This window comes from Nocardioides sp. (assembly GCF_964229035.1).
GTDB lineage: Bacteria > Actinomycetota > Actinomycetes > Propionibacteriales > Nocardioidaceae > Nocardioides.
Genome location: NZ_CAXRAZ010000037.1, coordinates 93,569 through 107,301, shown reverse-complemented (window position 1 = coordinate 107,301; position 13,733 = coordinate 93,569). Strand labels below are relative to the sequence as shown.

15 protein-coding genes are annotated in these 13,733 nt (G+C 73.5%); 5 read left to right on the top strand and 10 right to left on the bottom strand.

Annotated elements, in window-relative coordinates; translation table 11 throughout:
* Positions 1 to 26 precede the first annotated feature (26 nt).
* The 3 genes from ACERUN_RS11900 to ACERUN_RS11890 all read right to left on the bottom strand — a co-directional run bounded on the left by ACERUN_RS11900 (position 27) and on the right by ACERUN_RS11890 (position 3,239).
* Positions 27 to 1,340 (bottom strand): class I SAM-dependent methyltransferase, encoded by a 1,314-nt coding sequence (locus tag ACERUN_RS11900; protein ID WP_370290188.1) that lies wholly within the window; start codon positions 1,338 to 1,340, stop codon positions 27 to 29.
* Positions 1,337 to 2,731: an FAD-binding oxidoreductase gene (locus ACERUN_RS11895; RefSeq protein WP_370290187.1), complete on the bottom strand. Its 1,395-nt coding sequence runs from the start codon at positions 2,729 to 2,731 to the stop codon at positions 1,337 to 1,339. Before ACERUN_RS11895 ends, ACERUN_RS11900 begins: the two co-directional genes overlap by 4 nt.
* A 133-nt stretch (positions 2,732 to 2,864) precedes the next feature.
* Complete coding sequence (locus ACERUN_RS11890) at positions 2,865 to 3,239, bottom strand: cytidine deaminase (RefSeq protein ID WP_370290186.1); 375 nt, start codon at positions 3,237 to 3,239, stop codon at positions 2,865 to 2,867.
* A gap of 43 nt (positions 3,240 to 3,282) precedes the next feature.
* On the opposite strand from ACERUN_RS11890, the gene ACERUN_RS11885 reads away from it, so the two are divergent.
* Positions 3,283 to 3,570 carry a DUF1330 domain-containing protein gene (locus ACERUN_RS11885; protein WP_370290185.1) on the top strand — a complete coding sequence of 96 codons (288 nt, stop codon included), beginning with the start codon at positions 3,283 to 3,285 and terminating at the stop codon, positions 3,568 to 3,570.
* Positions 3,571 to 3,609: 39 nt separating this feature from the next.
* Here ACERUN_RS11885 and ACERUN_RS11880 read toward each other — a convergent pair whose 3' ends face one another.
* The 4 genes from ACERUN_RS11880 to ACERUN_RS11865 form a co-directional block, all read right to left on the bottom strand.
* Positions 3,610 to 4,926: a hemolysin family protein gene (locus tag ACERUN_RS11880; RefSeq protein ID WP_370290184.1), complete on the bottom strand. Its 1,317-nt coding sequence runs from the start codon at positions 4,924 to 4,926 to the stop codon at positions 3,610 to 3,612.
* 13 nt (positions 4,927 to 4,939) lie between these two features.
* Complete coding sequence (gene ybeY, locus ACERUN_RS11875; protein ID WP_370290183.1) at positions 4,940 to 5,422, bottom strand: rRNA maturation RNase YbeY; 483 nt, start codon at positions 5,420 to 5,422, stop codon at positions 4,940 to 4,942.
* Entirely contained in the window at positions 5,419 to 6,477 is a 1,059-nt protein-coding gene (locus ACERUN_RS11870; RefSeq protein WP_370290182.1) for a PhoH family protein, read from the bottom strand. Before ACERUN_RS11870 ends, ybeY begins: the two co-directional genes overlap by 4 nt.
* Before the next feature lie 109 nt (positions 6,478 to 6,586).
* Entirely contained in the window at positions 6,587 to 6,943 is a 357-nt protein-coding gene (locus tag ACERUN_RS11865) for an HIT domain-containing protein (protein ID WP_370290181.1), read from the bottom strand.
* Between the two features lie 61 nt (positions 6,944 to 7,004).
* Here ACERUN_RS11865 and ACERUN_RS11860 point away from each other — a divergent pair, with 61 nt between their 5' ends.
* On the top strand, positions 7,005 to 8,009 hold the full coding sequence (locus ACERUN_RS11860; RefSeq protein ID WP_370290180.1) for a Gmad2 immunoglobulin-like domain-containing protein: 1,005 nt from the start codon (positions 7,005 to 7,007) through the stop codon (positions 8,007 to 8,009).
* A gap of 19 nt (positions 8,010 to 8,028) precedes the next feature.
* Here the strand turns inward: ACERUN_RS11860 and ACERUN_RS11855 are convergent, their stop codons facing one another.
* From ACERUN_RS11855 to hrcA, 3 genes are read right to left on the bottom strand one after another with little or no spacing between them, the layout of a single operon-like run.
* Positions 8,029 to 8,784: a 16S rRNA (uracil(1498)-N(3))-methyltransferase gene (locus tag ACERUN_RS11855; protein WP_370290179.1), complete on the bottom strand. Its 756-nt coding sequence runs from the start codon at positions 8,782 to 8,784 to the stop codon at positions 8,029 to 8,031.
* A gap of 13 nt (positions 8,785 to 8,797) precedes the next feature.
* A complete protein-coding gene (dnaJ, locus tag ACERUN_RS11850) occupies positions 8,798 to 9,967 on the bottom strand; it encodes a molecular chaperone DnaJ (protein WP_370290178.1) in 1,170 nt (389 codons plus the stop codon).
* Positions 9,968 to 9,977: 10 nt separating this feature from the next.
* The gene (gene hrcA, locus ACERUN_RS11845) at positions 9,978 to 11,021 is read right to left on the bottom strand and encodes a heat-inducible transcriptional repressor HrcA (protein WP_370290177.1); all 1,044 of its coding nucleotides are present in this window, start codon (positions 11,019 to 11,021) and stop codon (positions 9,978 to 9,980) included.
* Positions 11,022 to 11,230: 209 nt separating this feature from the next.
* On the opposite strand from hrcA, the gene ACERUN_RS11840 reads away from it, so the two are divergent.
* From ACERUN_RS11840 to ACERUN_RS11830, 3 genes are read left to right on the top strand one after another with little or no spacing between them, the layout of a single operon-like run.
* Positions 11,231 to 11,962 (top strand): hypothetical protein, encoded by a 732-nt coding sequence (locus tag ACERUN_RS11840; RefSeq protein ID WP_370290176.1) that lies wholly within the window; start codon positions 11,231 to 11,233, stop codon positions 11,960 to 11,962.
* Between the two features lie 37 nt (positions 11,963 to 11,999).
* Positions 12,000 to 12,872, top strand: coding sequence for an MBL fold metallo-hydrolase (locus ACERUN_RS11835; protein ID WP_370290175.1), 873 nt, complete (start codon positions 12,000 to 12,002; stop codon positions 12,870 to 12,872).
* Positions 12,873 to 12,883: 11 nt separating this feature from the next.
* A complete protein-coding gene (locus tag ACERUN_RS11830) occupies positions 12,884 to 13,726 on the top strand; it encodes a DUF3097 domain-containing protein (RefSeq protein WP_370290174.1) in 843 nt (280 codons plus the stop codon).
* Positions 13,727 to 13,733: the final 7 nt, after the last annotated feature.

Here is a 13,733-nt window from a genome sequence, read left to right as displayed (position 1 = left end):
GGGTGCGACCGTCGTCCGCGACGTGCTCAGACGCCGAAGTCGTGGCGCAGCGGGTAGGCGCTGTCTCCGTCCACGGTCTTGGTGGCGAGCACGTGGTGCAGCTGGATCTCGTTGCGCTCGAAGGCGATGCGCGAGCCGGCCATGTAGAGGCCCCACACGCGGGCGGTGCCCTCGTCGGTCTCGGCGACGCAGGCGTCCCAGTTCTCGGCGAGGTTGCGCGACCAGCCGGCGAGCGTGCGGGCGTAGTGCAGCCGGAAGTTCTCGTGGTGCTGGACCTCGAGGCCGGCGTTCTCGGCGGCGCTGACGATCGTGCCGGACCCGGCGAGCTCGCCGTCGGGGAAGACGTAGCGGTCGATGAAGGCACCGGTGGAGCGGCTGATGTTGTCGTGGCGGGTGATGCAGTGGTTGAGCATGCGCCCGCCCGGCTTCAGCTTGTCGTGGGCGAAGGCGAAGTAGGGCCGGTAGTTGTCGACGCCGATGTGCTCGGTGAGCCCGATCGAGCTGATGGCGTCGAAGTCGCCCTCCTCGATGCGCCGGTAGTCGAGGTGGCGCACCTCGGCGAGGTGGTCGAGACCCTGGCGCTTGATCTCCTCCTGGGCCCAGGTGGCCTGCTCGCGCGAGAGCGTGACGCCGAGCGCCTTCACGCCGTGGTGCTTCGCGGCGTGCCGCACCATGCCGCCCCAGCCGCAGCCGAGGTCGAGCAGCCGCTGCCCCGGCTTCAGGTCGAGCTTGCGGCTGATGAGCTCGTACTTGTGCTCCTGGGCCTCCTCGAGGCTCGCGCCCTCGTCGGGGAAGACGGCGCAGGTGTAGGTCATCGAAGGGCCGAGCACGTACTCGTAGAAGGTGTTCGAGACGTCGTAGTGGTGGTGGATGGCCTCGGCGTCGCGCTCGTGGGAGTGGCGTCCGAGGCCCAGCCCGACGCCGAGGCCGCGCAGGCCCTCGAGTCGGTGGCGCCAGGTGGGCAGGTGCTCCTGCGGGGGCGGCGCGGGCGGCAGCAGGTGGCTGAGCCCCAAACTGCGCACCACATTGATGAGCTCGAGCGGGCCCGGGACGCCGAAGTCGGTGGAGTCCTTCAGCAGCGAGAACGCCTCGTAGGGGTCGCCGGGGTGCGCGCCGTGCAGGACCAGGTCGCCCGCCACGTAGGCGCGGGCGAGGCCGAGGTCCCCGGGCGCGGTCATGATGTAGGAGAGGCCGCGCTCGCGCACCAGCTCCAGGCCGTAGGGCGAGTCGGAGGGTCCGGCGCTCGAGCCGTCGTAGGCGCGCAGCGAGAGCGGGAGGCCGTCGGGGAACAGGGATGCGATCGTCGGAGCGATGCCGCGGGGGGCGCGCTGGTTGCTCATCGGCTCTTCACCGCCTTGTCGTAGAGGGTGGTCAGTCGGTCGTCGGGATCGTGCTCGCGCTTGACGGCGTCGAGCGCCGCGGTGTTGTAGAGCGCCTCGAAGGTGGCGCGGTCGTAGTAGGCCTCGGAGTAGAGCGACTTGTGGCCGCCGAGCTCGCTGACCTTCTCCTCGATCGCGCGATTCCTCGGCGCCTCGGGGGCCTCCGGGCCGACGTGGACGGTGCCCCAGAAGCCGATGTTCACGTAGACGCGACCGGGCTCCAGGGGGTAGACGGGCCACTGCCCGCCGTCGTGGGCGCCGGTGGAGACCAGTGGGCACAGCCACACCGGCCGCATCCCGACCTCGCGGTCGAACCAGTCGAGGAAGGTCGGGAGCTGCTCGACCGGCACCTCGACGTCCTGGACGACGCGCTCGCGGCGCGGGCGGCCGGCGCGGTCGTCGAGGCGGTCGGCGATGCCGAAGCGCTGGTCGAGGTGGAGCAGCCTCATGTAGACGTCGGAGCGCCGCAGCCGCCGCGGCCAGACGCGGCGGACGAGCGGGTGCTGGGCACCGAAGGCGCCGGAGCACCAGAACCAGTCGGTGTCCCAGCGCCACAGGTAGTCGTGCATCGTGAGCCGGTCGGTGCTGCGGGTCTGCAGCGACCGGAAGAACACCTGCGTGCCGGTGTAGTCAGAGGTGGGGCCGGGCTCGTCGGTGAAACGCGCGAGCGTGAGCACGTGCTCCCCGGGGCCGAAGGACACGCCGTCGAGGCCGTCGACCTCCTCGCCCTCCCAGGCGTTCTCGGCGCAGATCCGCTCGATCGCGGCGACCACGGCGGCGCCGTCGTCGAAGCGCACGTGGCGCAGCGACACGAAGCCGGGCACCGGCAGCAGCCGGATGCGCAGGCGGGTGGCGTAGCCGAGCGAGCCGTAGGAGTTGGGGAAGGCGTCGAACAGCGCGTCGCCGGGCCGCGTGGTGACCACCTTGCCGGCGCCGGTGAAGACGTCCATCTCCACCACCGACTCGTGGGGCAGCCCGCGCCGGAAGCTCGTGGACTCGATGCCGAGGCCGGTGACGGCACCGCCGAGGGTGATAGTGCGCAGCTGCGGCACGACGTAGGGGATGAGGCCGTGCGGCAGGGTCGCCTCGACGAGGCGCTCGTAGGTGCACATGCCCTGGACGTCGACGACGGGACCGTCGGGCGCGTCGGGCATCACCTCGATGACGCCGTCGAGACCGCTGACGTCGAGACCGGGAGCCCGGCTGACTGCGCGGGTGCGGAACAGGTTGGTCGTGCGCTTGGCCAGGCGGACGGGACTCCCCGGGGGGATCTCGGTGTAGGACTCGGCGAGGCGCCGAACGGCGATCTCGTGCGCCTCACGGGGCGGTAGAGCGATGGGCGGTCGACTCATGGGGGGAACCTACTCCTCGCGGATCACGTGCGCATTGCGGCCCGGTGAGGGCTCACCAGAGCGGCTACCCCGCGTCGGGAGGCCCAGACGGGGGCCCTCGACGACCGTGACGCCCGCGCCCGCGGGAGGCGGGCTACTCCCCGGCGCGCGTCACCCGCGTGGTCGCGGCCACCCGACCCCGGGCGTCGCCGAGGTGGACGACGACCCCCTCCGGGCCGGCCACGTCGCCCAGGGCCGCGGCGTCGTCGTCCGCGAGGGCGGAGGCCTCCCCCAGCAGCACACAGGCGTCGAGCCCGGCGGACCCCGAGGCGACCGCCATGGCCACCACCGCGTGCACGGCGCTGAGGCGCAGCGAGGGCAGGTCGACCGTAGCAGCGGCGTACGTGCGGCCATCGGTGTCGCGCGCGGCCGCGCCCTCCGCGGCACCGATGCGGGCGCGCGTGGCCCGGGCGAGGGTCACCAGCTTGGCGTCCTCGGTGGACAGGTCGGCGGGGCCGGAGGCATTCATGACCCCGAGTATCGCGGACCCGGCCGTGCGGCAGGATGGCGGCATGACTGCCTACTGGGTGAGCAACTACCGCGAGGTCCTGGACGCCGACAAGCTGGCCGCCTACGCCGAGCTGGCCGGGCCGGCCATCACCGCCGCCGGCGGGCGCTTCATCGCCCGCGGGCTGCCGGAGAAGACCTACGAGCACGGCTTGGAGCAGCGCACCGTGCTCATCGAGTTCGACAGCGGCGAGGCCGCGATCGCCGCCCACGACTCCCCCGCCTACCAGGAGGCGCTGGCCGCGCTCGATGGCGGCGCGGTGCGCGACCTGCGCATCGTCCCCGGCGTCTGAGCCGCACCGGAGGCCGCACCGGAGGCCGCACGAGAGGCGTCAGCGGGGCGCGTCGACCTCGCCGTCGTCGGCCGGCACGACGCGGGAGATGAGGACGGTGCCGATGCGGTTGCGGCGTCCCGCCGCCTGCTCGGCCTCGAAGCGCAGGCCGTGGGCCTCGACCCACGAGCCGGCGATCGGCACCCGTCCGAGGTGCTTGGCGAGCAGGCCGCCGACGGAGTCGACGTCCTCCTCCTCGATGCGCACCTCGGGGCCGAAGATCTCGTCGAGGTCGTCGACGGGGTAGCGCGCGGGCACCCGCACCGGGCTGTCGTCGTCCGGGCCGAGCCGCTCGACCTCCACCTCGGCGACGTCGTACTCGTCGGTGATCTCCCCGACGATCTCCTCGAGGAGGTCCTCGATGGTGATGAGGCCGGCCGTGCCGCCGTACTCGTCGACGACCACCGCCACGTGCTGGCGACGCGCCTGCATCTCGCGCAGCAGGTCGTCGACCGGCTTCGACTCCGGCACCCAGTGCACCGGGCGCATGATCTCCTCGACGCGCTGGGTCAGCTCGACGTCGGGCGCCTCGAAGTCGCGGCGCACGACGTCCTTCAGGTAGGCGATGCCGCGCACGTCGTCGAGGTTCTCCCCGATCACCGGCACCCGTGAGAAGCCCGAGCGCAGGAACAGCGAGAGGGTCTGGCGCAGGTTCTTGTGCGCCTCGATGAACACCACCTCGCCGCGCGGCACCATCACCTCGCGCACGGTGGTGTCGCCGAACTCGAAGACCGAGTGGATCATGCGCCGCTCGTCGGCCTCGATCAGCTCGGAGGCCTCGGCGATGTCGACGAGCTCACGCAGCTCGGTCTCGGTCTGGAACGGTCCCTCGCGGAAACCGCGACCCGGCGTGATCGCGTTGCCCACCAGGATCAGCAGCTTGGGCAGGGGCCCGAGCACGGTGGTGAGCGCCGTGAGCGGCCAGGCGGCCAGCACCGCGACCCGCTCGGCGTGCTGGCGCCCCACGGTGCGCGGAGCCACGCCGATCGCCACGAACGACACCACGAGCATGATGCCCAGGGCCAAGCCGCCGCGCGCCCACCACGAGCCGTCGACGCGCTCGTCGATGTAGAGGGTGACGACCACGATGGCCGCGATCTCGCACAGCAGTTGCAGCAGCAGAGCGGTGTTGAGGTGGCGCCGGGCGTCGTCCAGCACCGCGATGAGCCGGACCGCACCGGAGCGGCCCTCCTGCACCATCTCCTGGGCCCGCGCACGCGAGAAGCCCGCGATGGCAGCGTCGGCGGCCGCGAACAGTCCCGCGAGGACGACGAGCACGGCCGCGACGCCGAGGGGCGCCACGCTGCCGGAGATCACCGGTGGCCCCGGCTCAGTCGGCGGGGCCGGAGGGCTCCGGCGCCTCGTCGACCGCGCGCCACTGGGCGAGCAGCTGGTCCTGCAGGCCGAACATCACCGCGTGCTCCTCCGGCTCGGCGTGGTCGTAGCCGAGGAGGTGCAGGATGCCGTGGGTGGTGAGCAGCTCGAGCTCGGCGAGCGTGCCGTGACCGGCCGCCTCGCCCTGGCGCTCGGCGACCGTGGGACACAGCACGAGGTCACCGAGGACACCCTCCTCGGGCTCCTCGTTCACCAGGCCGGGGCGCAGCTCGTCCATGGGGAAGGCCAGGACGTCGGTGGGGCCCTCCTTCTCCATCCACTTCTCGTTGAGCTCGGCGATCGTGGGCTCGTCGACAGCCTTGATGCACAACTCGGCCTGGGGGTGGACGCGCATGCGGTCCATCACGAAGCGGGCCAGCCGGGAGAAGTGCTCGACGTCGAGACCGGAGCCCGACTCGTCGAGGATCTCGATGCTCATGCTTGGTCTCCCTGACCCGACTGCTGACCCGACTGCTGGGCGCGGGCCTCGCGGGCGGCCTCGCGGCGCGCGTCGAAGTCGTCGTAGGCGGCCACGATGCTGGCCACCAGCTTGTGGCGCACGACGTCGCCGGCGGTGAGGCGCACGAACGCGAGGTCCTCCACGCCGTCGAGGATCTGCTCGACGATGCGCAGGCCCGAGGTGGTGCCCGACGGGAGGTCGACCTGGGTGACGTCGCCGGTGACGACGATCTTGGAGCCGAACCCGAGGCGGGTGAGGAACATCTTCATCTGCTCGGGCGTGGTGTTCTGCGCCTCGTCGAGGATGATGAAGGAGTCGTTGAGCGAGCGACCTCGCATGTAGGCCAGCGGCGCGACCTCGATGGTGCCCGCCGCCAGCAGCTTCGGGATCGACTCGGGGTCGAGCATGTCGTGCAGCGCGTCGTAGAGCGGACGCAGGTAGGGGTCGATCTTCTCGCTCAGGGTTCCGGGCAGGTAGCCCAGCCGCTCGCCCGCCTCGACAGCCGGGCGCGTGAGGATGATGCGCGTGACCTGCTTGGCCTGCAGGGCCTGCACCGCCTTGGCCATGGCCAAGTAGGTCTTGCCCGTGCCCGCCGGGCCGATGCCGAAGGTGATCGTGTGCGCGTCGATGGTCTCGACGTAGCGCTTCTGGTTGAGCGTCTTCGGGCGGATCGAACGACCGCGGTTGCTGAGGATGTTCAGCGACAGCACGTCGGCGGGGCGCTCGGAGGTCGCCGTCTCGGCGCGCAGCATCGACTCCACCCGCTCGACCACCTCGGGCGTGATGCCCTGGCCGGTGCGCAGGATCGCGACGAGCTCGTCGATCACCCGCTCGGCGAGGCGGATGTCGGACGGCTCACCCGCGAGCGTGATGCGGTTGCCGCGCACGTGCACCTCGACACCGGCGTGACGCTCGATGATCGCGAGGTGCTCGTCGGCAGGACCGAAGAGGGTGACCATGTCGATGCTGGTGGGCACCGTGACGGTGCGGCGACCGGCGCCATGGGCGGGTGTCTGGGGGTTGCTCTCTGACATCGGTGCCCGGAGCGGGCGGCCTTCCTGATCGGTCACGGGGACCCCACCATGCTACGGGAGCCGCCCACGCCCGCCCATCGGGTTCGCCGCCCGCCCGGATCACCGCGGCTCAGCCCGGGGGCCAGCCCATCGGCCGGCCCGCGAGCACGTGGGCGTGGGTGTGGAAGACGGTCTGGCCGACGCCGGCCCCGCAGTTGAAGACGATGCGGAAGTCCTCGTGGCCCTCGGCCCGCGCCACGGTGCGGGCGGTGAGGGCGATCTCGGCGAAGGCGGCGGCGTCGTCCTCGGCGGTCGCGGGCGCGTTGGGCGTGTGGGCGCGGGGCACGACCAGCACGTGCGTCGGCGCCTGCGGGGCGATGTCGCGGAAGGCGACGGTGCGCTCGCCCTCGTGCACGATCTCGGCGGGGATCTCGCCGGCGACGATGCGACAGAACAGGCACTCGGGATCGGTTGACGGGGTGCTCACCACCCCAGGCTAGGGCCCCGCGCTCCCGCGCCGGAGGCCGATCCGGCGCGATGATGGGCCCATGGCGTCTCCGGCACCGAGGTCCGCACCCCCCGCGCGACGACTCCCCCGACCCGGTCGGGCGCTGCTCCCCGCCGCGTGGGCCGCTGCGCTGCTGGGCCTGCTGCTGGTCCTGAGCGGGTGCGAGGCCTCCGGCGATCCGACCCCGGCGGCGAGCCCGTCGTCGTCCGCGAGCACCTCGGCGGACGGCGACGACGGGACGGGCGGCAGGACGGGCGGCGGAGCCGGCGGCAGTGCGGCGTCGTCCACGGCGACGGACGGGCCGGGCACCGTCACCGCGGTGTACCTGGTCGGCGACACGCCGCGGGGCGAGCGGCTCTACCCCGAGCTGCACCGGATTCCGGGTGACGACCGACTCGTCGGCGCCGCCGACCTGCTCGCGGCGCCCGCGAGCCGACGCTCCCCCGGCGATCCCGACTACCGCAGCCTGTGGCCCACCGGTCGCTTCGCCTCGGTGGAGCTGCGCGACGGCGCCTTCGTGGTCGGCCTGGCCGACGACACCTGGACGCAGGCCGCGGGCCTCACCCCCGGGCAGGCCTCGCTGGCGGTGCAGCAGCTGGTGTACACGCTGCGCTCGGCGGCCGGGCCGGCCGGTCGCGGCCTCCCGGTGCGGGCGGAGGTCGACGGCCGGCCCGTCACGACGCTGCTCGGCGTCACCGTGGGCCCCGGGCTCGGCAGCGAGCCGGAGCTCGACGTCCTCGCCCTCGCCAGCATCACCGCGCCGGCCGAGGGGGCGCAGGTCGACGACGTGTTCACCGCCTCCGGGCGTGCGAGCTCCTTCGAGGCCACGGTGCCGTGGAGGATCGAGGACGACGCCGGCGCGGTGCTGCTGACGGGGTACTCGAACGCCGCCGGCTGGGTCGATCGGCTCTATCCCTGGACGACGCGGATCGACGTCAGCAGCCTGAGGCCGGGGCGCTACCGGCTCGTGGTGGCCACCGACGACCCGTCGTCCGGCGAGGGCGGCGGACCGGACGTCGACACCCGCACCATCGTCGTGCGCTGAGCCGATCGGCCCGTAGGGCTCAGCCGCCCCAGCGGGGGGTGCGGGCGAGGAGGGCCGATGCGGCGGCGAGACCCGCGGTCGAGGTGCGCAGCACCTCCGTGCCGAGGCGCACCGGGACGCCGCCGGCCTGAGCGAGCCGGGCGACCTCGGTGTCGCTGAGGCCGCCCTCGGGACCGACGACGATCGCGATGCCCGCGCCCGTGCCCGGAGTCGGCGGCAGGGCGATCTCGGAGAGCGGGGTCGCGGCGTCCTCGTGCAGGACGACGCCCGCCTCGGCCGCCTCGAGGAGTGCGACCACCTCGTCGGTGCCGGCCATGGGGGTGACCTCGGGGTGCCACGCGCGGCGCGACTGCTTGGCCGCCTCCCGAGCCGTCGAGCGCCAGCGCGCGAGCGACTTGGCCGCCCGCTCGCCCTTCCAGACGGCCACGCTCCGCTCAGCGGCCCACGGCACGATGCGCGCGACACCGATCTCGGTGAGCACCTCGACGGCGAGCTCGCCGCGATCCCCCTTGGGCAGGGCCTGCACCACGGTGATGCGCGGCACCGGCTCCGGGTGGTCGACGACCTCCTCGACGGTGACGTCGAGGGTGCGCTTCGCGGTGGCCGCGATCGTGCCGAGGACGACGCGACCCCGCCCGTCGCTCAGCTGCAGGCGCTCGCCCTGCCGCAGTCGGCGGACGACGACGGCGTGGTGCGCCTCGTCGCCCTCCACCGTCACCGTCGCGCCGGGAGCGACGCCCGCGAGGTCGGGGACGAGGTGCTGGGGCAGCGTCACCGCGAGCGCCCGCTCAGTGGGTGAAGGCGTCGCGGAGGCGACCGAACACCGACTTGTGGGCCGGTCGCACGTCGCCGGTGGGCTGCTCCTCGCCGCGCAGGGTGGCGAGCTCGCGCAGCAGCTCCTGCTGGCGGGCGTCGAGCTTGGTGGGCGTCTCGACGGCGATCGTGACGATCAGCGAGCCGCGCCCGCCGCGCAGACCGGGGACACCCCGGTCGCGCAGCACCACCTGGTGACCCGACTGGGTGCCGGCCGGAACGGGCAGCTGGAAGCTGCTCTCGACCGGCTCCGCGGACTCCTCGAGCTCGAGGTCGGCCTCCAGGGTCGGGAGGGTGATGGTGGTGCCGAGGGCACCCGCCGTCATCGGCACCGACACCGTGCAGTGCAGGTCGTTGCCGTGGCGCTCGAAGACCGGGTGGGGCAGCACGTTGATCTCGACGTAGAGGTCGCCCGCGGGGCCGCCTCCGGGCCCGACCTCACCCTGCTCGGAGAGCTGGACGCGGGTGCCGGTGTCGACGCCGGCGGGGATCTTGACCGTGAGGGTGCGCCGCGAGCGCACCCGACCGTCACCGGCGCAGTCGCGGCAGGGGTCCGGGATGATCGAGCCGTAACCGCGGCAGGCCGCGCAGGGGCGCAGGGTGCGGATCTCGCCGAGGAAGGATCGCTGCACGTGTGCCACCTCGCCCGCGCCCTGGCAGGTCTCGCAGGTGATGGGCTCGCTGCCCGGCGCCGTGCCGTCGCCGTCGCAGGTGGTGCAGCGCACGGCGGTGTCGACCTTCAGCTCGCGGGCGACGCCGAAGGCGGCCTCGGCGAGGTCGACCTCGAGCCGGATGAGGGCGTCCTGGCCGCGGCGCTGCCGTGAGCGCGGACCCCGGCCGCCCGCGCCCGGGCCGCCCTGCCCGCCGAAGAAGGCGTCCATGATGTCGCTGAAGGAGAAGCCCGCGCCCTGGCCCCCGCCGAAACCGCCCGCGAACGGGTCGCCACCGCGGTCGTAGGCCGCCCGCTTCTGGGGGTCGGAGAGCACCTCGTAGGCGGCCGAGACCTGCTTGAACCGCTCCTGGCTCTCCGGGTCCGGGTTGACGTCGGGGTGCAGCTGGCGCGCCAGCTTGCGGTACGCCTTCTTGAGGGCGTCGGCATCGGCGTCACGGCTGACGCCGAGCAGTTCGTAGAGGTCCTGACTCACGGTTCTCTTCTCAGCTCTCGTCGAGGATGCGGGAGACGTAGCGCGCGACCGCGCGCACCGCCGCCATCGTTCCGGGGTAGTCCATTCGGGTCGGGCCCACGATGCCCAGGGAGGCCAGCGCGTCGCCGGGCCCGTAGCCGGTGGCGACCACGCTCGTGGAGGAGAGCTCCTCGTAGGGGCCCTCCGTGCCGATGCGCACCGTCACGGCGCCGCCGCTGGTGGCCTCGCCGAGCAGCTTGAGGAGCACCACCTGCTCCTCAAGCGCCTCGAGCAGCGGGCGCACCGCCGTATCGAAGCTGTCGCCGTAGCGCGCGAGGTTGGCCGTTCCGCCGACGACGATGCGCTCGTCGGAGCGGTGGTCGCTCATCGCCTCCACCAGCGTCTCGACCACGGCGGCCGCGGGGTCGAGCACCGCCCCCGCCTCCTGCTCGGACGCCGGCTCGGCGGCCCGCGGCGCCAGCGCCTGCAACGCCGCCACGGCGTCCGCGATCAGCTCGCCGGTGGCGGCCAGGTTGATCCGCGAGCGCAGCGCGGCGAGGTCGTCGTCGGCCAGCTCGGTGTCGAGCTCGACCAGCCGCTGCTCGACGCGGCCGGTGCTGAGGATCAGCACGAGCAGCAGGCGCGAGGGGGTGAGGGCGACGAGCTCGATGTGGCGCACCGTCGAGCGCGACAGCGTGGGGTACTGCACCACAGCGACCTGGCGGGTGAGCTGCGAGAGCAGCCGCACCGAGCGGTGGACGACGTCGTCGAGGTCGACCGCGCCGTCGAGGAAGCTCGAGATCGCCCGGCGCTCGGCCGAGGACATCGGGCGCACCGTGGAGAGCCGGTCGACGAACAGCCGGTAGCCCTTGTCGGTGGGGACCCGCCCCGCGCTGGTGTGGGGCTGGTGGAGGTAGCCCTCCTCCTCCAGCGCGGCCATGTCGTTGCGGATGGTGGCGGGCGAGACGTTGAGCTGGTGGCGCTCGACGAGCGACTTGGAGCCCACCGGCTCCTCGGTGGCCACGTAGTCCTCGACGATCGCGCGCAGGACGGCCAGGCGTCGTTCCTCCTGCATCTCCACCTCCTCGCCGCATCCGTGCTCGCGGGGCCCTGGCACTCGATTCCCGCGAGTGCCAAGCCTACCGCCGGGGTGCGCGGCAACGGTGACGTCGGGCCCCTCGACACTTCCCTTCCGTCGCATCGCGACATACAGTTAGGCAAGCCTTGCCTTGGTGAATGCGAGGGCCACCGTCCCCGCCCCCGACCCCCACAGGAGCCACACCGATGTCCTCTTCCGCGCCGTCCCGCCCGGACTCCCCCGCCCGCTCCCTCGCGGTCGCGGCCCGCAGCATCGTGTCGTGCCCGCGCGAGGCGCACCTCGTGGTCGACGGCGTCGACGACCTCACCGACGGCTTCGCCGACGACGAGCTGCGACTCCAGGACGCCGACGGCCGCCCCGTGCTCACCGTGCCCGCCGACTCCGCGCTGGCGACGGCCGCGCGGGAGCGCCGGGGCGCCGTCCTCACGCTGCACAGCGGCCTCGGCGGCGACGACGGTGTCGAGCGCGACGCCCTGCTGCACCTGTGCGGCTTCCTCGAGCCCGCGTGCACGCGCACCTGCGAGTGCTGCGAGGAGCAGTGGGTGCAGATCGCCCTCACGCCGCAGCGCGCCATGCTGGCGCGCCGGTCCGAGCCGGGCAGCGCGGCGATCGTGCCGCTGTCCGAGTTCTCCGATCCCGGGCTGCGCCTCAACCGCGGCTACCTGCAGCGCACCGCCGAGCACGCCGGCGACCACCACCACGCCGAGCTGCGTCGCGCGGTGGCCGCCCGGCTCGGACGAGGCATCGAGGAGATCGTCGGGGCCCGGCTCGCCGACCTGCGGGCCACCGGCCTGGTCGTGCGGTGGGTCACCCGCGACGGTGCCGACGAGTGCTGGATCCCGTTCGGGCGGGAGGCCGCCGACCCCGCCGACCTGGGCGTGCTGCTCCGCGACGCCCTCCTGGTCGACGCGGGCTGAGGATTCCGCGGCGGGCTCGGGCGGCTACCGTCGGCACGTGACCGACTTCACCGAGATCGCCGATCGCGTCTGGGTGCTGCGCCACCCGTGGCTCGACCTCAACGTCACCGCGATCGCGGGCGATCGTGGCCTGGTGCTGGTCGACCCCCACGGGTCCCGGGTCGCCGGCGAGGAGGTGCTCGACGCACTCGGCCGCCTCGCCTCCCCCGATCGGCGGCTCGTCGCGGCGGTCAACACCCACGAGCACTTCGACCACACCTTCGGCAACGGCGCGGTGCTCGCCCGTCACCCCGGCGTGCCGGTCCACGCCACCGACACCGCCGCCGCGCGCACCCGCCCGGCCGGCGAGCGGGCGAAGCGTGAGCACGCGGACGCCGCCGCGTCGGGCGACGCCCGCGCGGGCGAGGTCGTCGCCACCGACATCGTCGCGGCGGACGTCACCTTCTCCAGCGCCGCGGTGATCGACCTCGACGACCGCCAGGTCGAGCTGGTGCATCTCGGCCGCGGCCACACCGGGGGCGACCTCGTCGTACGCGTGCCGGACGCCGACGTCGTCCTCGCCGGCGACCTGCTCGAGGAGTCGGCGCCCCCCGCCTACGGCGACGACTCCTACCCGCTGGAGTGGGCGTCGACGCTGGACCTCGTGCTCACCCTCGTCACAGGAGGCACCGTCGTCGTCCCGGGGCACGGGGCGCTGGTCGATCGTGGATTCGTCGAGCAGCAGTGCGACGACATCCGCGCCGTCGGCGAGGGTATCCGCGAGCTGCTGCACGCCGGCGCGAGCGTGGACGACGTCGTGCGGCGCGGCACCTGGCCCTTCCCGGACGACGTGGTGGCCGCCGCCGTCCGCGCAGCGCTGCTGACCTCGCCGCAGGCGCGTCGCCGCCTCCCGATGGCGGGCGACGCCTAGGCTCCTGCGACGTGGATCGCTACGGCTCTGACGTCCTGTCCGGTGACTGGTCGGCACCGCGCCGCGGGCGCGCGGTGGAGACCCCCGCCGATCTCGGCCTCGTGGTCGAGGAGGTCACCACGGACTGGTGCGGCGAGATCGTCGCCGTGGAGCGGGACCTCGACACGCTCACCCTCGAGGACCGCCGCGGCAAGCGTCGCACCTTCCCGCTCGGCGCCGGTTTCCTGCTCGAGGGCAAGCCGGTCATCCTCACCGCCCCGGTGCGAGCGAGCGCACCGAAGGCGCCCACCCGCACGGCGAGCGGCTCCCTCGCCGTCCACGGGGCCGCGGCGCGGGTGGCCCGCGCCAGCCGGATCTTCGTGGAGGGCCGCCACGACGCCGAGCTGGTCGAGAAGGTGTGGGGCGAGGACCTGCGCCTGGAGGGCGTGGTGGTGGAGTACCTCGGCGGCGTCGACGACCTCGCCGACCACCTGCGCGACTTCAAGCCCGGCCCCGAGCGTCGCGTCGGCGTGCTGGTCGACCACCTGGTGGCCGGCTCGAAGGAGTCGCGCATCGCCGCCGGCATCCTGCGCGGGCCGCACGGCGGGCACGTGCGGATCGTGGGCCACCCCTTCATCGACGTCTGGCAAGCGGTGAAGCCCGCCAGGCTGGGGCTCGAGCGCTGGCCGACGATCCCGCGCAGCATCGAGTGGAAGAAGGGCGTGTGCCAGCACCTCGGCTGGCCGCACCGCGACCAGGCCGACATCGCCCGCGCCTGGCGCCACATCCTCGGACGCGTCGACTCCTACGCCGACCTCGAGCCCGAGCTGCTCGGCCGGGTCGAGGAGCTGATCGACTTCGTCACGGTCGGCTGAGCCGACC

Bases quoted from the DNA above. Each gene is read 5' to 3' on its own strand.
- ACERUN_RS11900 (WP_370290188.1), bottom strand. From the start codon at position 1,340: ATGAGCAACCAGCGCGCCCCCCGCGGCATCGCTCCGACGATCGCATCC.
- ACERUN_RS11895 (WP_370290187.1), bottom strand. From the start codon at position 2,731: ATGAGTCGACCGCCCATCGCTCTACCGCCCCGTGAGGCGCACGAGATC.
- ACERUN_RS11890 (WP_370290186.1), bottom strand. From the start codon at position 3,239: ATGAATGCCTCCGGCCCCGCCGACCTGTCCACCGAGGACGCCAAGCTG.
- ACERUN_RS11885 (WP_370290185.1), top strand. From the start codon at position 3,283: ATGACTGCCTACTGGGTGAGCAACTACCGCGAGGTCCTGGACGCCGAC.
- ybeY (WP_370290183.1), bottom strand. From the start codon at position 5,422: ATGAGCATCGAGATCCTCGACGAGTCGGGCTCCGGTCTCGACGTCGAG.
- ACERUN_RS11870 (WP_370290182.1), bottom strand. From the start codon at position 6,477: ATGTCAGAGAGCAACCCCCAGACACCCGCCCATGGCGCCGGTCGCCGC.
- ACERUN_RS11860 (WP_370290180.1), top strand. From the start codon at position 7,005: ATGGCGTCTCCGGCACCGAGGTCCGCACCCCCCGCGCGACGACTCCCC.
- hrcA (WP_370290177.1), bottom strand. From the start codon at position 11,021: ATGCAGGAGGAACGACGCCTGGCCGTCCTGCGCGCGATCGTCGAGGAC.
- ACERUN_RS11840 (WP_370290176.1), top strand. From the start codon at position 11,231: ATGTCCTCTTCCGCGCCGTCCCGCCCGGACTCCCCCGCCCGCTCCCTC.